Origin of the sequence: Serratia inhibens, assembly GCF_003591175.1 — a bacterium.
Lineage (GTDB): Bacteria > Pseudomonadota > Gammaproteobacteria > Enterobacterales > Enterobacteriaceae > Serratia > Serratia inhibens.
The window spans coordinates 712417-731858 of record NZ_QYYG01000001.1 but is presented as its reverse complement, the minus strand read 5'-3'; the positions used below and the strand labels follow the sequence as shown (position 1 = coordinate 731858).

Genomic DNA, 19442 nt, shown 5'->3' with positions numbered 1-19442 from the left:
GGATTTACAGCGCAGCAGCGCTACCTAAGGACATCGCATGTTAAGTATCAAGAATTTAAAAGTCAGCGCCGAAGGCAATGAGATCCTCAAGGGATTGGACCTGGAGATCAAACCGGGCGAAGTGCATGCCATCATGGGGCCGAACGGCTCGGGCAAGAGTACGCTATCCGCCACCCTGGCGGGGCGTGAAGAGTATGAAGTGACCGAGGGCGAGGTTACCTTCAAGGGCAAGGACCTGCTTGAGTTGGCTCCGGAAGATCGCGCCGGCGAAGGCGTGTTCCTGGCGTTCCAGTATCCGGTGGAGATCCCCGGCGTCAGCAACCACTTCTTCCTGCAGACGTCGGTGAATGCAGTGCGCAAATACCGCCAGCAAGAACCGCTCGATCGTTTCGATTTCGCTGATTTCATCGAAGAAAAGATTGAGCTGTTGAATATGCCCCCGGATCTGTTGACCCGTTCGGTCAACGTCGGCTTCTCCGGCGGCGAGAAAAAACGTAATGATATTCTGCAGATGGCGGCGCTGGAGCCGGATCTGTGCATTCTGGATGAAACCGACTCCGGCCTGGATATCGATGCGTTGAAGATCGTCGCCAACGGCGTTAATTCGCTGCGGGATGGCAAGCGCGCCTTCATTATCGTCACGCACTACCAGCGTATTCTGGACTACATCAAACCGGATTATGTCCATGTTCTTTCCCAGGGGCGCATCGTGAAATCCGGCGATTTCTCCCTGGTGAAACAGTTGGAGGAGCAGGGCTATGGCTGGCTTACCGACCAACAATAACTCGCGTGCGTTGCAACAGCTTTACAGCCTGTTCGAGGCACGGGGGGGCGAGCATTCAGCTCATGCTCTGGCGCACTGGCAGCAGGCTTTGCGCCTGGGCTGGCCGACGCGCAAGCATGAAAACTGGAAATATACCCCGCTGGAGGGGTTGCTGGAGCAGCAGTTCCTTGAGCCGCGGATAGAGCCGATCACCGCCGCCCAACGTGATGCGCTGGCGCTGGATCTGGATGCTTATCGGCTGGTGTTTGTCGACGGGCGTTTCAATGCCGCGTTGAGCGACAGCGATCTGGGCGAATACCAGTTCGACGTCACTCCCTACGGTACGCCGCAGGCGTTGCCGGAGCCGATCCAACCTGAAATTTTTCTGCACCTGACCGAAAGCCTGGCGCAGGAGACCAGCATGATCCGCGTGGCGGCCGGCAAGATCGCCGCGCGGCCGTTGTACCTGCTGCACATTAGCAGCGGGCGCGGCGTGATGGGCGAGGTGAACACCGTGCATCATCGCCATCACCTCGACGTCGCTCGCAATGCCCGGGCGGAGGTGATCGAGCATTATGTCAGCCTGAACGATGCCGCGCATTTCACCGGCACGCGCCTGACAGCCAGCATCGGAGACAATGCGGAACTGCGTCACTGCAAGCTGGCGTTTGAAAGCCAGGCGAGCTACCACTTTGCGCATAACGACCTGGTGATTGGCCGCGACGCACGGGTGAAAAGCGACAGCTTCCTGCTGGGGGCCGGCCTTACGCGGCATAACACCAGCGCGCAGTTGAACGGCGAAGGCTCCAACCTGATGATCAACAGCCTGGTGCTGCCGGTGGGCAAGGACGTGTGCGATACCCGTACCTATCTGGAGCACAACAAGGGTTACTGCGAGAGCCGTCAACTGCATAAAACGGTGGTCAGCGATCGCGCCAAGGCGGTATTCAACGGCATGATCAAAGTCGCCAAGCATGCGATCAAGACCGACGGCCAGATGACCAACCACAACCTGCTGTTGGGTAAGGTGGCGGAGGTGGACACCAAGCCGCAGTTGGAAATCTATGCCGATGACGTGAAATGCAGCCACGGCGCCACCGTCGGGCGTATTGACGAAGAGCAACTGTTCTATCTGCAGTCGCGCGGCATTGATAAACACGCAGCGCAGCAGATGATCATCTTTGCCTTTGCCGCTGAACTGACCGAGGGCATCGGCAACGATGTCATCCGCGAATGGGTGCTGGCGCGCATAGCGCAGCGCCTGCCGGGGGAGGCAGCATGAGTTTTCCGATTGAACGGGTGCGCAGCGAATTCCCCCTGTTGGCGCGTGAAGTCAATGGCCGGCCGCTGGCTTACCTTGACAGTGCCGCCAGTGCGCAAAAACCGCAGGCGGTGATCGATCGCGAGCTGGATTTTTATCGCCATGGCTATGCTGCGGTACACCGTGGCATTCACACGCTGAGCGCAGAAGCGACGCAGGACATGGAAGCGGTGCGCGAAAAAGTGGCGGCGTTTATCAACGCCGCCTCGGCGGAAGAGATTGTCTTCGTCAAGGGCACCACCGAGGGCATTAACCTGGTGGCCAACAGCTTTGGTCGCCATTTCCTGCAACCGGGCGACAGCATCATCATCACCGAGATGGAGCACCACGCCAATATTGTTCCCTGGCAGATGCTGGCGCAGGAACGCGGGCTTCAACTGCGGGTGTGGCCGTTGCAGCAGGACGGCACTCTGGATCTGGCACAGTTGCCGGGTTTGATCGACTCGTCCACCAAATTGCTGGCGATGACCCAGGTCTCCAACGTGCTCGGCACGGTGAACCCGGTGCGTGAAATTATCGCGCAGGCGAAGGTTGCGGGCCTGAAGGTACTGATCGACGGCGCACAGGCCGTTATGCATCAGCGCGTGGATGTGCAGGCGCTGGATTGCGACTTCTATGTGTTTTCCGGGCACAAACTGTATGGGCCTTCCGGCATCGGCATTCTTTATGGCCGCAAGGCGCTGTTGCAGCAGATGCCGCCGTGGGAAGGCGGAGGGGCGATGATCCAACAGGTCAGCCTGACTAATGGCACCACCTATGCCGAGCCGCCGTGGCGCTTTGAAGCCGGTTCACCGAACACGGCCGGCATGATGGGGCTGGGAGCGGCGATTGATTACGTTAACGCGCTGGGGCTGGAGGCGATTCACGACTACGAGCAGTCGCTGATGCACTATGCGCTCGAAGCGCTGAAACAGGTGCCGACGCTTAAAATCTATGGTCCGACAGAGCGCGCCGGGGTCATTGCCTTTAACCTGGGTGAGCATCACGCTTACGACGTCGGCAGTTTCCTGGATCAATACGGCATCGCCATTCGTACCGGCCACCATTGCGCGATGCCGCTGATGGCGTTCTATAATGTGCCGAGCATGTGCCGCGCTTCGTTGGCGTTATATAACACGCGCGATGAAGTTGACCGGCTGGTGGCAGGGTTGCAGCGTATCCAAAAACTCTTGGGGTAGCTCGAAGGCGCCTCTTGTGGCGTTCTCCGGCGAAAAATGCCTGCAGACAGTTGTGCGGGGCCGGCATGCCGGCCCTGAATTATTGAAAGGATCCTCATGGCGAATTTGCCGGATAAAGATAAATTGGTGCGTAATTTTTCCCGTTGCCTCAACTGGGAAGATAAGTACCTGTATGTGATTGAACTGGGCGCGCAGCTGCCGGCGCTTGACGAGGCCGAACGCCAGGCGGGTAACCTGATTTCCGGCTGTCAGAGCCAGGTGTGGATTGTGATGCATACCGACGAGCAAGGGCGCGTCGAATTTCACGGCGACAGCGACGCAGCCATCGTCAAAGGGTTGCTGGCGGTGGTGTTTATTCTGTATCACCAAATGACGCCGCAGCAGATTGCCGAGCTTGATGTTCGACCTTTTTTCGCCGGATTGGCGCTTAGTCAGCACTTGACGCCTTCGCGTTCCCAAGGGCTGGAGGCGATGATCCGCGCTATCCGCGTCAAGGCCGCCCAGTTGCCGTGATCCTGTTTTGATATTCAACAGGGCTTATTGATGCGTTGAATATATTTCTTGTGTCAATGAGCCTTTACAAACCTCCTCCAACACTCCTGTTCGTGCAGCAAATCATTGACATTTCAGCAACTTACTCATTGACGCACTACTGACAATCCTGGTGCGCGATTACGTTATAACATGTTGATTTTTAGAGGACTTATTGCCTTTAATGCCAGCGTTGCTAGTATTAATAAGGTATTGTCTGATTTACCTGTCGTCAGGTGCCAGCTAGCCTTGTGGCCGAACCGTAATAAGCATATAGGGATGATAATGAAACGTGCGTTGAGTTTAATGGGCATGCTATTCGCCACCGTACTGACAGGCACCCAAGCCGCCAGCGCGACCGAGTACCCGCTGCCGCCGCCGGACAGCCGCCTGATTGGCGAGAACACCACTTACACCGTACCCAACGATGGGCGCCCGCTGGAAGCGATTGCCGCCGACTATCAAATTGGTCTGCTGGGCATGCTGGAGGCCAATCCAGGTACGGATCCGTTCCTGCCCAAGCCGGGGTCGGTATTAACCATCCCGACTCAAATGTTGCTGCCGGACACCAAGCGTGAGGGAATAGTGGTCAATCTGGCCGAACTGCGCCTGTACTACTATCCGAAAGGCGAGAATAAAGTAATTGTTTATCCTATCGGTATTGGCCAGACCGGTATGCATACGCCGCTGCAGGTGACCTCAGTCAGCCAGAAGATCCCGAACCCGACCTGGACACCAACGGCCAACATCCGTAAACGTTATCAGGCGAAAGGCGTGACGCTGCCGGCGGTCATACCGGCCGGCCCTGACAATCCCATGGGGCTGTTTGCCATGCGTCTGGCTATGGGGCACGGTGAGTATTTGATCCACGGCACCAATGCCAATTTCGGTATTGGTATGCGCGTCAGCTCCGGTTGCATCCGCCTGCGTCCGAAGGATATCGAAGCGCTGTTCAAGATGGTACCGCGCGGTACCCGCGTGCAAGTGATTAACGATCCGGTGAAAATTTCCGTGGAGCCGGACGGCAAGCGTTATGTCGAAGTTCATCAGCCGCTGTCCAGAACCGAAAGCGACGATCCGCAGACGATGCCGATTACTCTGTCCAAAACCGAAAAAACCTTTGTTGAGGATACGCAGACCGATCGTGCGGTATTCGACAGTGCGGTTGTACGCCGCTCTGGCATGCCGGTGCTGGTTAGCCTGGGGCAGAACCCATCTGAGGTGTCTCTGACGCCTGTAGCCCCGCAGGAAGCGAATAAGGGCCTGTTCAAGGGGGCACCTATCAGCGCAGTGAATTAAAAACGGGTTATAACTGACGATTCTGAGGGGTTCAGCGTGCTGAACCCTTTTTTTCGCCTGGAGCGAGGGGAAAAGGGGGGAGTTGCAAACAAAAAAAACGGCGCACATTGTGCGCCGTTTTCAATAACCGAAGCTATCTTACTTTTTGTAAGCGTGAGCTTGGTTGTCCAGGCGCTGGTTAGCACGTGCTGCGTCGTCTTTAGCTGCTTGAACGTCAGAACGGATTGCGTTCACGTCGTTGCTCAGCTGGTCAACTTTAGCGTTCAGAGTCTGAACGTCAGAAGACAGTTGATCGATTTTAGCATTGCTAGAGCAGCCTGCCAGCAGAGTGGAACCCAGGATTACCGCGCCCAGTACCAGTTTAGTACGATTCATTATAACACCCTCTAGATTGAGTTAATCTCCATGTAGCGTTACAAGTATTACACAAACTTTTTTCGAAAGAGAATAATTTTTTTGTATTGGAGTGCTTTATTTTGATCGTTCGCTCAAACTTGCATCTTCTTTTGCGGAATAGTTAAAAAATCTAGGGAAAACAGCTGGATTCCATGGGACAACTCCGATTTGTAATTAGCTAAATAATGAGCAATCGGCGGTTGCGTTTTTGAGAAAAGGGTTTACTACTGCTAAAAAAAACGCCGCAAAGCGGCGTTTTAGTCAAGGCAATTATGTCACGTTTTATATTACAGCACGTGTACCGAGGCGGTATTGGTGGTGCCGCTAGGTACCAGAGCACCGGAAACCATCACCACAACGTCGCCTTTTTGCGCCAGACCGCTGGCCAGCGCAGCTTCTTTGCCAATGCGATAGAAGTCGTCGGTAGAGGCGATTTCTTTGACCATTTGCGGCGTAACGCCTTTGGTCAGGATCAATTGGCGAGCGGTAACTTCATTGGTAGTCAGGGCCAGAATCACGGCGTTAGGGAAGTATTTACGCACGGATTTGGCTGATTTACCGCCGCTGGTGGCAACCACAATCAATGGCGCGTCCAGTTTTTCTGCGGTTTCAACGGCGCCACGGCAGACGGCTTCGGTGATGCGCAGTTTGCGGTTGTCGTTCAGGCTGTCGATACGGCTTGGCATCACACGATCGGTGCGCTCGCAGATGGTGGCCATAATGGTCACGGCTTCAAGCGGGTATTTGCCCTTGGCGCTCTCGCCTGACAGCATAACGGCGTCGGTACCGTCCAGAATGGCGTTCGCCACGTCGCCGGCTTCAGCACGGGTAGGGCGTGGGTTCTTGATCATTGAATCCAGCATTTGGGTGGCGGTGATCACCACTTTACGTGCGCGATTGCATTTTTCGATCATCATCTTCTGAGCGAAGATCACTTCTTCTACCGGGATTTCTACGCCCAGATCGCCACGAGCTACCATGATGCCGTCGGAAGCTTCGAGGATCTCGTCGAAATTGTTCAGGCCTTCCTGGTTTTCAATTTTGGAGATGATCTGAATCTGCTCGCCGCCGTGGGCTTTCAAATGTTCGCGGATTTCCAGCACGTCGGAACGCTTGCGGATAAAGGAAGCGGCAACGAAGTCGACGCCTTGTTCGCAGCCGAAAATCAGGTCGCGTTTGTCTTTTTCAGCCAGCGCAGGCAGTTGAATGGAAACGCCCGGCAGGTTAACGCCTTTGTTTTCGCCCAGGTCACCGCTGTTCAGCACTTTACAGATCACTTCGTTCTCGGTCACGTTAGTGACTTCCATGCCGATCAGGCCATCGTCAACCAGCACGGTATTGCCGATTTTCAGATCGGCGGCGAAGCCGGAGTAGGTAACCGCAACGCGTTCGGTATTGCCGATAACGCTTTGGTCGGTAGTGAAAGTGAAGGTCTGGCCGGCGACCAGCGCCGCGTCTTTACCGCCTTCCAGCTTCATGGTGCGGATTTCAGGGCCTTTGGTGTCCAGCAGGATGCCGGCGTTTTTACCGGTTTTCGCGATGACGGCGCGCATGTTCTTGATGCGGTTGCCGTGTTCTTCGTAATCGCCGTGGGAGAAGTTAAGGCGCATTACGTTCATGCCTGCATTGAGCAGGTTGGTCAGCATTTCTTCCGATTCGGTTTTTGGACCGATGGTACAAACAATTTTGGTCTTTTTCATGACGGAGTTTTCTACAAGTTGTGATGGATAAAAAAACGAATAAAACCAGCGGCCAGGCCACCGGTATGGAATTTGAGTCGTGCCTGGTGGTGCAAAACACAGTTAAGGATAGGTGACCAGAGTTGAAATGGGGCGGAAAAATTCAGCCCGCGCCGGGGCGTAGGGATGCTGCGCAACATGATGAGATGAAAATGTGTTGTTATTGCGTTTTCGCAGATCAAGGGCTGAAACCATTCAACTGAAAGACGTTGCGCATTATAAAGGCTAAGCGACGGGAAACAAAATAAAAAACCGGTGATCAACGGCGGAACCGTCAAATCAGCAGCAAATGTGGCGCAAATGCAAATCACCAGCAGGTGTTTGTTGCGCAAATAACCTTACTGTGAACGCCACAATTGTCGCGCTCAATCTGCCGCGACGATTTCCAGCAGCGTGCCGGCGGTCAGACAGAAGCATCCGCTGGCGGTGTTGGCGGGAATGACGATCGTTTCACCGGCCACCAGGATCTGAGTATCACCGCCAACGGTGAATTCAAACTCCCCGGAAACTACCCGTGTTTGTAATGCGTGCAGCCGCTTTTGCAATTGCCCGAAGGTGCCGGCTTCGAATTTGACTTCTGCAGCCTGGGCGCCATCGCTCATTATGCCCTGGCGGCGGAGGAGGCCATTGTCGAGTTTTTCAAACGGAGTCTCAGCGGTAAATATCAGCATTAAACCTGTCCTGAAAAGTGTTCGCCCTGATGATATCGGGTGCGGCTAGCGGTTAGACAAGCAAACTTACGCGATCGCATGGGCAGTTTAAGGTAATGGAAGTATCGAACAGAAAGGGTAAACCAGAGGGAATTATGATTTGGTGCGTCCGAGTGGACTCGAACCACCGACCCCCACCATGTCAAGGTGGTGCTCTAACCAACTGAGCTACGGACGCACTGCACTGCTTCAGAAATTTGGTGCGTCCGAGTGGACTCGAACCACCGACCCCCACCATGTCAAGGTGGTGCTCTAACCAACTGAGCTACGGACGCACTGTACTGCTTCAGGAATTTGGTGCGTCCGAGTGGACTCGAACCACCGACCCCCACCATGTCAAGGTGGTGCTCTAACCAACTGAGCTACGGACGCATTTTTTCCTGGCTGTCATGGCTGACAGCGGGGACGAATATTAACGAGCTACCCGCGTGCTGGCAAGGGGAAAAACGTAATTTTATCCGGTATTTCACGCGATTGCTGAGCTTGTGTGCAGTGCGGCGTTTTTTTCTGCAAACATGGACGAAGAAGCCACCGGCGGCAGAACCCACCGGCCGGTGGCGAAGTTTAGCGGGCGGAACGCTGCAGGATCAGCGCAGCGGGCTGTTTTTGCAGCCAGCGCATGCGCGCCGCCATCATGATGGCGGCAAAGGTCAGGCCGATGATAAAGCCAATCCAGAATCCGCTTGGCCCCATTGCCGGCACCAGAACATCGGTCAGCGCCAACACATAGCCACTTGGCAGGCCCAGCACCCAATAAGCGATAAAGGTGATGAAGAAGATCGACCGGGTATCTTTATAACCGCGCAGGATACCGCTGCCGATCACCTGGATCGAATCGGAAATCTGATAAATGGCCGCAAGCAACATCAGGTGCGATGCCATAGCCACCACCGCCGGGCTGTCGTTGTACAGCAGGGCGATTTGTTCGCGGAAGGTGGCGGTAAACAGTGCGGTGCAACAGGCCATCAGGATACCTACGCCGATAGCCGCATAGGCGGCAATCCGCGCGCCTTCGACCGCGCCTTCGCCGAGCCGATAGCCGACGCGAATGGTGGCGCTGACGCCGAGCGACAGCGGCAGTACGAACATCAATGCACTGAAGTTCAGCGCGATCTGGTGCCCGGCCACGGAAACGATGCCCAGCGGCGAGACCAGCAGGGCGACGATGGCGAACAGCGTCACCTCAAAAAACAGTGCCAACGCCACCGGCAAACCGATGCCGATGAGACGTTTCATCGCCGGCCAATCCGGGCTGCGGTTGCTGCCTTCGTGCGGCAGGATGTCACGTTGCGACGGTGCGCGTTTTACGTACCAGCGCATTGCCAGGAACATGAACCAGTAGACGCTACCGGTCGCCACGCCGCAGCCGACGCCGCCCAGCTCAGGCATACCGAACTTGCCGTAGATGAAAATATAGTTAATCGGGATATTGACCAGCAGGCCGAGAAAACCAATCACCATGCCGGGTTTGGTTTTCGACAGCCCTTCACATTGGCCGCGCAGCACCTGGAAGAACAGATAGCCCGGCGCTCCCCACATGATGGCATGCAGGTAGCCAACGGCTTTATCCGCCAACTGCGGATCGATATTGTGCATCATGTCGATCACGAACTTGCTGTTATACAGCACGAAAATGATCAGGACAGAGACCGCAGAAGCCAGCCAAAACCCCTGGCGTACCTGATGAGCAATGCGGTCGCGGCGGCCGGCGCCGTTAAGCTGCGCGATCACCGGAGTTAGCGCCAGCAGCAGGCCGTGGCCGAACAGAATGGCCGGTAGCCAGATAGAGGTACCGACGGCGACGGCGGCCATATCCGTGGCGCTATAAGCTCCGGCCATAATGGTATCGACCACGCCCATTGCGGTTTGTGATATTTGCGCGATGATTACCGGAATTGCGAGGGCCAATAAACTACGCGCTTCAATGAAGTACTTCTGCACGCATACACCTTTTCTATTTATTTATGATTGAGGGGAGGGTCGTCGCGAAAGGACAACAATTAAAAATAGCGGAATTTTGTCCAAAAGATTGTACGCGCTCGGCGTCGTTAAGCAAATGTTGTGACGAAATAGTTATTAAATGCGCAGGCGCGGATTTTTTGCCTCCCCGGGTTTGGTTTTCCACGCCAACTGGGGCAAACTGCCCCAAGCGCTAAACATTTTCAGAAAGAAGAGGCTCACATGTTCACCGGTATCGTACAAGGCACCGCGCCGCTGGTCGCCATTGATGAAAAATCCAACTTCCGCACCCACGTCATCGAGATGCCTGCGGAACTGCTGCCAGGGCTGGAGCTCGGGGCGTCGGTGTCCCATAATGGCTGCTGCCTGACCGTCACCGCGGTGGAAGGCAACCGCGTCAGTTTTGATCTGATCAAAGAAACGTTGCGCCTGACCAATCTCGGCGAACTGGCTTTGGGGGACGTGGTCAATATCGAAAGAGCGGCCAAATTCAACGATGAAATTGGCGGCCACCTGATGTCCGGCCATATTATCTGCACGGCGGAAGTCGCCAAGATTTATACCTCCGAAAATAATCGTCAGGTATGGCTGCGCATGCCGGATGCGGAACTGATGAAATACGTTCTGCATAAAGGTTTTATTGGCATTGACGGTATTAGCCTGACGATCGGGGAGGTGGTGAATAACCGTTTCTGCGTCCATCTGATCCCGGAAACGCTTGACCGCACCACGCTGGGTAAAAAACGCCTGGGCGACAAGGTGAATATTGAGATCGATCCGCAAACGCAGGCGGTGGTAGACACCGTTGAGCGGGTGTTGGCGAGCCGCGAAGCGGCAATGGCGACGGCGAGCGCGCTGGCGCAGAAGATCTGACGGACAATAACCACAGAGGAGTAACCGCGTGAAGTTTTATGGGAAAACGTTAATGTTAACGGCGCTGCTGGCGCTGAGTGCCTGTAGCAGTTCACCTGAGCAGGGCGCGGCCAATCAGGCCGTAGATGCAGAAAGTGATACCTGCGGTGCCGCGCAATACCAGAGTTACGTCGGTAAACCGATGTCGGCTTTGGAAGGCGTTCAGATTGAATCTCAGGTACGCGCTATTCCGTACAATTCGGCCGTTACTATGGACTTTAACCTGCGTCGTCTGAACTTCCTGGGCGACAGCGATGATAAAATCATTCGGGTTTATTGCGGCTGATCAATCATTGTTTGGCGAATAATATAAAACGACCCCGGCGAAAACCGGGGTCGTTTCGTTATGGCTTGGTATTAATCAGCGCGGGACGCGGATACCGTCTTCAACCCCTTTCGGGCTGAATACCACCTGCCACAGTTGAATCTGACGCGCGCGGAACGCACCTGCGCAGGCATTCAGATAATAGCTGAACATGCGTTCGAAACGTTCTGAATAACGCTCGGCAAGTTGCGGCCACGCCTGCCTGAAACGCTCGTACCAGGCCATTAGCGTACGATCGTAATCGGCGCCAATATTGTGCCAGTCCTCCATCACGAAACGACCCTCGCTGGCTTCGGCTATATGCGTGATTGAAGGCAGGCAACCATTCGGGAAGATATATTTGTTGATCCACGGATCAACATTCATATCTGTCCGATTCGAACCAATGGTATGCAGCAGGAAAAGGCCGTCCGGTTTTAAATTACGCTCTACCACTTTGAAGTAGGTGCGATAATTTTTGGGGCCAACGTGTTCAAACATACCGACGGAGGCAATGCGATCAAACTGCTGGTGCAAATCGCGATAGTCCTTTAGCAGGATTTCAACGTCCAGCCCGGCGCAGCGCACCTGCGCCAGCTTTTGCTGTTCGGCGGAGATGGTTACGCCCACGACGGAAACGCCATAGTTTTTCGCTGCAAAGGCGGAAAGACCGCCCCAACCGCAGCCGATATCCAGTAATTTCATGCCGGGTTGCAGCTGCAGTTTTTCGCAAATCATTCGCAGCTTGGCTTCCTGCGCTTCTTCGAGCGTGGTCGCCTCTTTCCAATAGGCACAGGAATATTGCATATAGGGATCGAGCATCAGCGTAAAAAGATCGTTTCCCAGATCGTAATGTTCCTTACCGACAATCCAGGCGCGTTTCTTCGATTGCAAATTGGTTAATCGCGCGGCGGCAATACGCAGAGTGTCTTTCAAATGGCGAGGGAGCTCCTTTTCCAGGCCGGCGCTGACCACGCGTTCAAAGAAAATATCCAGCCGTTCACATTCCCACCAGCCGTCCATATAACTTTCGCCCAAGCCGAGAGAACCTTCCTGCAGCACGCGTTTAAAAAAATTAGGGTTTTTAACCTGAATATCGAAAGGGCGTGAGCCGTTTATTTCAATACCGGCCATGCTGAGCATTTCATGAGCGATACGATACCATTGGTTGTCCTGGATGCTCACATCTTCTATACACGATGAACTCATAGCTTCTCCATCACCTTCTTCTGACTTATGACCCGCCAAAAAATAGCTTAGATAATTTCTGCGGGTGCATACGTTTACCTACGGTGAAAGGTCACCGTGGCGTCTGATATCCGACTATGAACAGAGGAAAATTTTAAGAAGACTCCAGCGCAATGGGCGCGGGATAAACAAATTCTTAAAAAAGTGTGACGCCTTACGCGTACACGACAGCTACTTGTGATAACAAGATTATAAAAGTGTTATTTTAAAAGGTCGTTTTGAGTATAGGCTTGCCGAGGCGCTGGCTCAACCGTAAATCGCACTCGGCAAAAATATTCTTTAAGTGATTATTAACTATGGTAATTATGACGCAGGGTTAGCATGTTCCTGTCGCACCGTCTGTGCATTATCAATCACTTTTCCCCGTTGCAACATATAGCCCAACGCGGCTAATACGACCGTTGAAACCATCACCGTTACCGTCGCCAACAGCGGTTGGGCTATAAAGGCCGAAACCAATAGGCTGGCGACAAAGCACAAACCCAACTGCAATGTATTTTGCAGGGCTGCGGCTTTGCCCGTGGCTTCCGGGAAGGGCATCAACGCATTCGCCACTACGATCGGGTAGCAGGCTCCGTTGACCAGCGCCATCAAACAGAATGGAATCAATAATGTGGTCAGCGTAGGCTCGGTCATTGTTGCCACCAGATATAACGCCACCATGCTGATGCCATAACCTACCAGCAGCCACGGCAGCAGGGTGTTGCCATTAATGCGATTTAACGCCGTACGGCAACCGTAACCGCCCAACAAGAATGCCAGCGTCTGCGGGACATAGCTCAGGCCAATATCATTGGGGCTGTAACCCATATCGCCAAGAATAAACGGCGAGCCGGTCAGCCAGGCAAAAAAACCGGCAGAGCAGGCGGCAAAGATGGTGACGTTACCGCTGAAAACCGGCGACTTCAGCAGTTGGCAGAAGCTCAGGGTGTTTTTGGGCTGGGCAGATGGCGCGCTTTTGGCGCTTTCCTTCAGCAACAGCGTCGGCAGCAGCAAAATGACGGTGATACCCAGTAGAACGGCGAAAATTGCCCGCCATCCCATATGGTTCAGCAGCCAGGCGCCGACCAGCGGCGCCAGAGCAGGCGACAGTGCTACCAGCGGCATAATGGTGGCGAATACGCGATTGGCTTTGCCTTCACGGTAGCGGTCAATGACCAACGCCTGCCAGGTGACGGCGGCAGAGCACACACCGATTGCCTGAATAAAGCGCAATGACCACAACTGGACGGCATTCTGCACCCACAGCATGCCGAGGCAACCCAGGGCAAACAACGCCAGGCCAATCAGCAGCACGGGTTTACGGCCCAAATTATCGGAGAGCGGCCCCCAGAGCAGTTGGGCAAAGGCAAAACCGGCCAGGAAAATGCTCAGGCTGGCGCTGATTGCGCCGGCGGAAATTTGCAGATCTTGCTGCATGACGCCAAAGGCGGGCAGATACATGTCGGTGGCCAGGTAACCCAGCATGCTCAGGCCGGCAAGATAGAACATAAAACCAAAGGAATTTCGCATGGTATTTCTCATTAATATTTTATTGTCGCAGGTTTTTAGCGCCGGCAAGTGTATCCGGCTGGATCTCTGCTTGTGAAACGGTAATATTTGCGAAGTGCTGTTAAAAAAATTGAAGGCAAAAACCATGTGGTCTGAATATTCTCTTGATGTAGTGGATGCGGTCGCCCGCACCGGCAGCTTCAGTGCGGCGGCGCAGGAACTGCACCGGGTGCCTTCGGCGGTGAGCTATACCGTGCGGCAACTGGAACAATGGTTGGCGGTACCGCTATTTGAGCGGCGTCATCGTGATGTAGAGCTGACGCCGGCCGGCGTGCTGTTTATTCAGGAGGCGCGTGGTGTCATCAAAAAAATGCTCGACACTCGCAGGCAGTGCCAGCAAGTGGCCAATGGTTGGCGCGGCCAATTAAAAATTGCGGTGGATATCATCGTCAAGCCGCAGCGCAGCCGCCGGCTGGTGTTGGATTTTTACCGCCATTTCCCCGATGTTGAGCTGCTGATCCAACCGGAAGTGTTTAACGGCGTGTGGGATGCGTTGGTGGACGGCCGCGCCGATATGGCGATCGGCGCTACGCGAGCGGTGCCTGTCGGCGGCGGTTTTGCCTTTCGTGACATGGGCGATATGCGCTGGCTGTGTGTCGCCGGCCCGCAGCATCCATTGGCGGCGTTGGATGGCCTGCTGAACGATGATCAGCTCCGGCCTTTCCCTTCCCTGTGTCTGGAGGATACCTCGCGCAATCTGCCCAAACGGGTTACCTGGACGCTGGATAACCAGCGGCGGTTGGTGGTGCCGGATTGGGCATCTGCGGTGGATTGCTTGTGCGCTGGCTTGTGCGTCGGCATGATGCCTGCGCATCAGGTGCTGCCGTTGGTGAGGCGCGGTGAGCTGGTGGCGCTGCAACTGCAACAGCCATTTCCCGCCAGCCCATGCTGCCTGACCTGGCAGCAGAATACCCCATCGCCGGCGATGGCCTGGCTGCTGGACTACCTGGGGGACAGTGAAACCTTGAACCAGGAATGGCTGAGCGAAGTGACGCCGGAAACCGCCCAGGCTCCCGGCGACAGTGACTAGCGGCGGTAATCGATGAAGGGGCCGTCGGCGACCGAGCGGCGTTCAACCAGCTTTGGATGCACTTCAATGACCTGCGACTCTTCACGCTTGCTGATGATGCGATCCAGCAGCATGGTGAACGCCATCTCACCCAAACGCTCTTTGGGCTGATGGATCGTCGTCAGCGCCGGGGTGAAATAGCGTGCGTTGCGCACGTTATCGTAGCCAATAACTGAAATATCCTGCGGTACGCGCAGCCCCAACTCATCGGCGGCGCAGATAGCGCCCATCGCCATGATGTCACCGCCGCAGAATACCGCCGTTGGGCGTTGTTTCTGCGACAATATCTGATGCATGGCCTTGTAGCCGGATTCCGGTTCAAAGTCGCCCTGAACAATCCACTCGTCGCGCACCTCGATATTGGCTTCTTCCATGGCTTTCAAAAAGCCCTGATGGCGACCGCCGCCGGTATTGCGCGCCAATTGGCCCGGAATGGCGCCAATATCGCGGTGGCCACGTTCGATCAGATAGCGGCCGGCCAGATAACCGCCTTCGAAGGCGTTATCGATAATGGTATCGGTAAAATCACCCCGTGCTGCGCCCCAATCCATGACCACCATCGGGATGTTACGGTAATCTTCCAGCATTCCCAGCAATTGATCCGGGTATTCAGAGCACATCACCAGCAGGCCATCGACGCGTTTTTGCGCCAACATCGCCAGATAAGCGCGTTGCTTGTCCAGGTTATTGTGCGAATTACACAGGATCAGCGTATAGCCTTTGCTGTAGCAGCTGTTTTCCACCGCTTCGATCACTTCGGCGAAATAGGGCGCTTCGCTGGAGGTGGCCAGCAGGCCAATAGATTTGGTGTGATTGACCTTCAGGCTGCGCGCCACGGCGCTGGGAGAATAGTGCAGCTCTTTGATCGCGGCCCCAACGGCCGCTTTAGTCTCTTCGGCGACGAAACGAGTCTTATTGATGACGTGCGAAACGGTGGTGGTGGAAACGCCAGCGCGTTTGGCCACATCTTTAATCGTTGCCATGTAAAGAATGACTCCTGAACTCACATGTTGCAGCATGTAAGTGTGATGTTAATCGTTTGCCTGCGTAGATCCTTCTTCCAAATAAGCGAAGCTGAGTTTTTAGTGTGTTGAAGTCGTCAGCGCTTGGTCAGGAGGGGCATTTTTGCCGGTACGCAGTTGTGAACTGCGAATTTTGTCCCATATTGAGCCAAAGTGGAAGAGGTAATCAGTATTATAAACCGGGAAATGATAACAAGATTTTATTGCCTAACTGTGGGAAAATGGTTTGACGCATTAATTGTGTGCCTTTTATCCTTGGGAAAACCTGTCTGAAAAGGAGTTGTAATGGATACCGATCTGAAAATGTCACTGTTCACTACTGTGTGTGCGCTGGCCGTTATTATTGCTTTTAGCTTCACCGCGGCGTTGAACTGATCCCCGGTTGTAACACGGGTGCAGCCCACTGCGCCCGTTCGCGTTTTCCCGCCATTACGTCATATTTTTTCACAAGCACCCAACCACACCCATGCCCGGAAGTTTTTCATGCGGGTTCGCCAAAGCGTTGTCAGAGCGCGGCGAAAGCACCGAAGGTCAGAACGATTGCAGTCGTTTGTGAGGCGTGCGGCTGGGGGAGTGCCAGCCGCGGGGGATATTATCGAATGGTTTTCGGCGTTACCACACGGCGTGCGCCAATGTAGTGATTTTGCCAGTAGTCGTTGTCCAACTGGCTGATGCGGATTTCCTCGCCGGTACGCGGTGACTGAATGAATTTGCCGTTGCCCAGATAGACGCCGACATGATCGGCCACGCCGCGGTTGTTGATGCGGAAGAACACCAGGTCACCGCTTTCCAGTTCGTTTTTCTTGATCGGCGCTGCGTCACGCAGGTGATACATCTCGTTGGCGGTGCGCGGCATCTTGATTTTCACGACGTCTTTATAGGCGTAATAAATCAGGCCGCTGCAGTCGAAACCGGTTCTTGGCGAGGTGCCGCCCCAGCGATAAGGTTTGCCCATTTGATCCATCAGCTTGGCCATAGCGGTTTGCTTGGCGTGCTGATAGCGCTTTTTGTGCGCCGGGCTGAGTTTCAGTGGCTTATCGTCATGCACCAGTTTGGCGGTGGCCATGCCGGCTTCCCGGTGGCGGCCATAGCCTTTTTTGTATCCCTTTTTCGGCGGGGTTACTTTGATTTTGGCTATTTTCTGGGTTGAGTGTTTCGATTTGGCGCTAACGATCTTTTTAGCGGTTTTTTCTGTTTTGGCTTTGGAAACCTTGGCAGTTTTTGGCGTAGCAGCGACTTTCACTTTTTTGCTGGCCTTTGCCGCTTTCTTTTTCTTGCGGTCATCCGGCCGAGCTTCGTTAACGTGGCTCTTGCGCTGCTCGGCGGCAACACGCGCCTGTGGCGCAGCGTGCGCCAGATTTAAGAATAGCTGTGTAAACAACAGCACAAAAAGCGTAAGAATTAAACGCATGTCGACGTTACCAACCTTGGCCCCGAAACAGATATCGAAAGAATGACAGTATTCCCCAATTTCGCCATATAAAACAGCGAAGAACTCATAAATGATAATCCATATTGTGAGAAAACGTTAACGGCATTTTTTTTGCTGAAAAATCAATCCATTGGTGTATAAAAAATCACCTTTGACCGCGGCCGGAATTATTAAAGGGTACTGAACGGCGGAAAAATATATTAGTGAAATGGTCGGATTAAAAATGTTATTCTGAGCGTATGTTTTAACCGGAATGGCCTTGCCGGTGAGACGCGATTGGCAACGGGGGAATGCCCTTGCAAAAGATGGCGTTTTCTTGCGACTGTTCCAGCCGCTACAATAGCCAGTGTGATGCATGTTGTAGCCATGAGATGTGGCCTGAGGAAGCAATAAATGACGACGATTGAAAAAATTCAACAGCAGATCGGTGAGAACCCTATTCTGCTGTACATGAAAGGTTCACCGAAGCTGCCAAACTGCGGTTTCTCTGCGCAAGCGGTACAGGCGCTGTCTGCCTGTGGCGAACGCTTTGCCTACGTTGATATTCTGCAGAACCCGGATATCCGCTCCGAGTTGCCGAAATATGCCAACTGGCCGACTTTCCCGCAGCTGTGGGTAGACGGTGAGCTGGTAGGCGGCTGCGATATCATTATTGAAATGTATCAGCGCGGCGAACTGCAGCAGCTGATCAAAGAAACGGCAGAGAAGTATAAAGAGCAAGAAGACCAGCAGCCATAACGGCTCGGGCTTATTGCAAGAAGACATCGGGCGGCGCCAGTGCAAACTGGGCCGCCCGATTTATTTGTGGCTTAGTCGGTATTGCCGATGGCCAGTGGCCATCCGCCAAGGCGTTTCCAGCGGTTAACCAGCTCGCAGAACAGTTGAGCGGTTTGTTCGGTGTCGTACAGGGCCGAATGCGCCTGGGTGCTGTCGAACGGAATATCGGCGGCAATACAGGCTTTGGCCAACACGGTTTGCCCCAACACCAGTCCGCTCAGCGCTGCGGTGTCAAAGGTGGCGAACGGGTGGAAAGGGTTGCGCTTCAGGCTTGCGCGCTCTGCTGCGGCCATCAGGAAACTGTGATCAAAGTTGGCGTTGTGCGCCACGATAATCGCCCGGTTACAGCCACGATCCTTGATGCCTTTACGCACCGCTTTAAAAATGCTGTGCAACGCATCGTATTCACTGACTGCGCCACGCAGCGGGTTATGCGGATCGATACCGTTGAATGCCAGCGCTTCGGGTTGCAGGTTGGCGCCTTCAAAAGGTTCAACGTGAAAGTGCAGGGTTTCATCCTGCTGCAACCAGCCTTCTTCGTCCATTTTTAGCGTAACGGCGGCAATCTCCAGCAGCGCGTCGGTTTTGGCATTAAATCCGGCGGTTTCTATATCTATCACTACGGGATAAAACCCACGAAAACGACTACTCAGGGCGTTAAGATCACTTTTTTCGGCCATCAGTTTCTTATCTTCATCGAATACAGCGCGCATTATGGCAAATTTTACGCCCGGTTGCAGGCGGTTATCGCAGGCATAACAAGAAGGGCGCCGAAAGCGCCCTTTATCGGTCTCAGTGGCCGAGACCCTGGCCGGCATGTTTGTTCTCGATCAGTTCGATCTTGTAGCTGTCCGGATCTTCGACAAAGGCGATAATCGTGGTGCCGCCTTTGACCGGACCGGCTTCACGGCTCACTTTACCGCCGGCGTTACGAATGCTGTCGCAGGTGGCGGCCACATCGTCCACGCCCAACGCCAGATGGCCGAACGCGGTGCCCATCTCGTAGCTGTCGGTGCCCCAGTTATAGGTCAGTTCAATCACTGCGCCTTCGCTTTCATCGGTATAACCGACAAATGCCAACGAGTATTTGTATTCAGGGTTCTCGCTGGTGCGCAGCAGGCGCATGCCTAATACCTTGGTATAGAAGTCGATGGAGCGTTGCAGGTCACCGACGCGGATCATGGTATGGAGTAAGCGCATAATTCCTCTGATTGGGTGTGCCGTCATCAAC

The 19442-nt window shown here is 54.3% G+C and carries 21 protein-coding genes and 3 tRNA genes; 10 read left to right on the top strand and 14 right to left on the bottom strand.

Translation table 11 applies throughout. From position 1 onward, the window contains the following. Window positions 1-37 precede the first annotated feature (37 nt). The 5 genes from sufC to D4100_RS03430 all read left to right on the top strand — a co-directional run bounded on the left by sufC (window position 38) and on the right by D4100_RS03430 (window position 5092). Complete coding sequence (gene sufC, locus D4100_RS03450; protein ID WP_006320218.1) at window positions 38-784, top strand: Fe-S cluster assembly ATPase SufC; 747 nt, start codon at window positions 38-40, stop codon at window positions 782-784. Beyond that, window positions 759-2045, top strand: a complete 1287-nt coding sequence (gene sufD / locus D4100_RS03445; protein WP_006320217.1) for a Fe-S cluster assembly protein SufD — start codon at window positions 759-761, stop codon at window positions 2043-2045. Before sufC ends, sufD begins: the two co-directional genes overlap by 26 nt. Next, window positions 2042-3262 carry a cysteine desulfurase SufS gene (sufS, locus tag D4100_RS03440; RefSeq protein WP_006320216.1) on the top strand — a complete coding sequence of 407 codons (1221 nt, stop codon included), beginning with the start codon at window positions 2042-2044 and terminating at the stop codon, window positions 3260-3262. The genes sufD and sufS overlap by 4 nt, the downstream gene beginning before the upstream one ends. A gap of 96 nt (window positions 3263-3358) precedes the next feature. After that, entirely contained in the window at window positions 3359-3775 is a 417-nt protein-coding gene (gene sufE, locus D4100_RS03435; RefSeq protein ID WP_065506173.1) for a cysteine desulfuration protein SufE, read from the top strand. 303 nt (window positions 3776-4078) lie between these two features. Further along, on the top strand, window positions 4079-5092 hold the full coding sequence (locus D4100_RS03430) for a L,D-transpeptidase family protein (protein ID WP_119803091.1): 1014 nt from the start codon (window positions 4079-4081) through the stop codon (window positions 5090-5092). Between the two features lie 138 nt (window positions 5093-5230). Here the strand turns inward: D4100_RS03430 and D4100_RS03420 are convergent, their stop codons facing one another. The 8 genes from D4100_RS03420 to D4100_RS03390 form a co-directional block, all read right to left on the bottom strand. Next, entirely contained in the window at window positions 5231-5467 is a 237-nt protein-coding gene (locus D4100_RS03420; protein ID WP_004943717.1) for a major outer membrane lipoprotein, read from the bottom strand. A gap of 308 nt (window positions 5468-5775) precedes the next feature. Continuing rightward, window positions 5776-7188, bottom strand: coding sequence for a pyruvate kinase PykF (gene pykF, locus D4100_RS03415; protein WP_006320208.1), 1413 nt, complete (start codon window positions 7186-7188; stop codon window positions 5776-5778). A gap of 11 nt (window positions 7189-7199) precedes the next feature. Beyond that, window positions 7200-7559 carry a hypothetical protein gene (locus tag D4100_RS25565; protein WP_147417737.1) on the bottom strand — a complete coding sequence of 120 codons (360 nt, stop codon included), beginning with the start codon at window positions 7557-7559 and terminating at the stop codon, window positions 7200-7202. Between the two features lie 33 nt (window positions 7560-7592). Next, a complete protein-coding gene (locus D4100_RS03410) occupies window positions 7593-7898 on the bottom strand; it encodes a cupin domain-containing protein (RefSeq protein WP_006320207.1) in 306 nt (101 codons plus the stop codon). A 140-nt stretch (window positions 7899-8038) separates the two neighbouring features. After that, window positions 8039-8115, bottom strand: a tRNA-Val gene (locus tag D4100_RS03405). A 20-nt stretch (window positions 8116-8135) separates the two neighbouring features. Then, window positions 8136-8212 (bottom strand) — tRNA-Val (locus tag D4100_RS03400). A 20-nt stretch (window positions 8213-8232) separates the two neighbouring features. Further along, window positions 8233-8309: transfer RNA gene (locus D4100_RS03395), tRNA-Val, on the bottom strand. Window positions 8310-8501: 192 nt separating this feature from the next. After that, window positions 8502-9878 carry an MATE family efflux transporter gene (locus D4100_RS03390; protein WP_119803087.1) on the bottom strand — a complete coding sequence of 459 codons (1377 nt, stop codon included), beginning with the start codon at window positions 9876-9878 and terminating at the stop codon, window positions 8502-8504. A 240-nt stretch (window positions 9879-10118) separates the two neighbouring features. On the opposite strand from D4100_RS03390, the gene D4100_RS03385 reads away from it, so the two are divergent. Further along, window positions 10119-10769 carry a riboflavin synthase gene (locus D4100_RS03385; protein ID WP_065506175.1) on the top strand — a complete coding sequence of 217 codons (651 nt, stop codon included), beginning with the start codon at window positions 10119-10121 and terminating at the stop codon, window positions 10767-10769. 28 nt (window positions 10770-10797) lie between these two features. Then, window positions 10798-11094: an I78 family peptidase inhibitor gene (locus D4100_RS03380; RefSeq protein WP_013812671.1), complete on the top strand. Its 297-nt coding sequence runs from the start codon at window positions 10798-10800 to the stop codon at window positions 11092-11094. Between the two features lie 75 nt (window positions 11095-11169). On the opposite strand, the gene cfa is transcribed toward D4100_RS03380, so the two are convergent. Both cfa and punC read right to left on the bottom strand, forming a co-directional pair. Beyond that, complete coding sequence (gene cfa, locus D4100_RS03375; RefSeq protein ID WP_119803085.1) at window positions 11170-12321, bottom strand: cyclopropane fatty acyl phospholipid synthase; 1152 nt, start codon at window positions 12319-12321, stop codon at window positions 11170-11172. Window positions 12322-12663: 342 nt separating this feature from the next. Then, window positions 12664-13872 carry a purine nucleoside transporter PunC gene (gene punC, locus D4100_RS03370; protein ID WP_119803083.1) on the bottom strand — a complete coding sequence of 403 codons (1209 nt, stop codon included), beginning with the start codon at window positions 13870-13872 and terminating at the stop codon, window positions 12664-12666. 124 nt (window positions 13873-13996) lie between these two features. Here punC and punR point away from each other — a divergent pair, with 124 nt between their 5' ends. Next, window positions 13997-14941: a DNA-binding transcriptional activator PunR gene (punR, locus tag D4100_RS03365; RefSeq protein ID WP_119803081.1), complete on the top strand. Its 945-nt coding sequence runs from the start codon at window positions 13997-13999 to the stop codon at window positions 14939-14941. Here punR and purR read toward each other — a convergent pair. Beyond that, window positions 14938-15963 carry an HTH-type transcriptional repressor PurR gene (purR, locus tag D4100_RS03360; protein WP_065506178.1) on the bottom strand — a complete coding sequence of 342 codons (1026 nt, stop codon included), beginning with the start codon at window positions 15961-15963 and terminating at the stop codon, window positions 14938-14940. The genes punR and purR overlap by 4 nt on opposite strands. Window positions 15964-16287: 324 nt before the next feature. Here purR and cydH point away from each other — a divergent pair, with 324 nt between their 5' ends. Further along, complete coding sequence (cydH, locus tag D4100_RS03355; protein WP_004943739.1) at window positions 16288-16377, top strand: cytochrome bd-I oxidase subunit CydH; 90 nt, start codon at window positions 16288-16290, stop codon at window positions 16375-16377. A gap of 217 nt (window positions 16378-16594) precedes the next feature. On the opposite strand, the gene D4100_RS03350 is transcribed toward cydH, so the two are convergent. Beyond that, window positions 16595-17413, bottom strand: coding sequence for a C40 family peptidase (locus D4100_RS03350; RefSeq protein ID WP_119803079.1), 819 nt, complete (start codon window positions 17411-17413; stop codon window positions 16595-16597). Window positions 17414-17827: 414 nt separating this feature from the next. Between D4100_RS03350 and D4100_RS03345 the strand changes: the two genes are divergently transcribed. Continuing rightward, window positions 17828-18172 (top strand): Grx4 family monothiol glutaredoxin, encoded by a 345-nt coding sequence (locus tag D4100_RS03345; RefSeq protein WP_013812676.1) that lies wholly within the window; start codon window positions 17828-17830, stop codon window positions 18170-18172. 71 nt (window positions 18173-18243) lie between these two features. Here D4100_RS03345 and rnt read toward each other — a convergent pair whose 3' ends face one another. Continuing rightward, window positions 18244-18924 (bottom strand): ribonuclease T, encoded by a 681-nt coding sequence (gene rnt, locus D4100_RS03340; RefSeq protein WP_119804102.1) that lies wholly within the window; start codon window positions 18922-18924, stop codon window positions 18244-18246. A gap of 79 nt (window positions 18925-19003) precedes the next feature. Beyond that, window positions 19004-19411, bottom strand: a complete 408-nt coding sequence (gloA, locus tag D4100_RS03335) for a lactoylglutathione lyase (RefSeq protein WP_119803077.1) — start codon at window positions 19409-19411, stop codon at window positions 19004-19006. Between the last annotated feature and the right edge of the window lie 31 nt (window positions 19412-19442).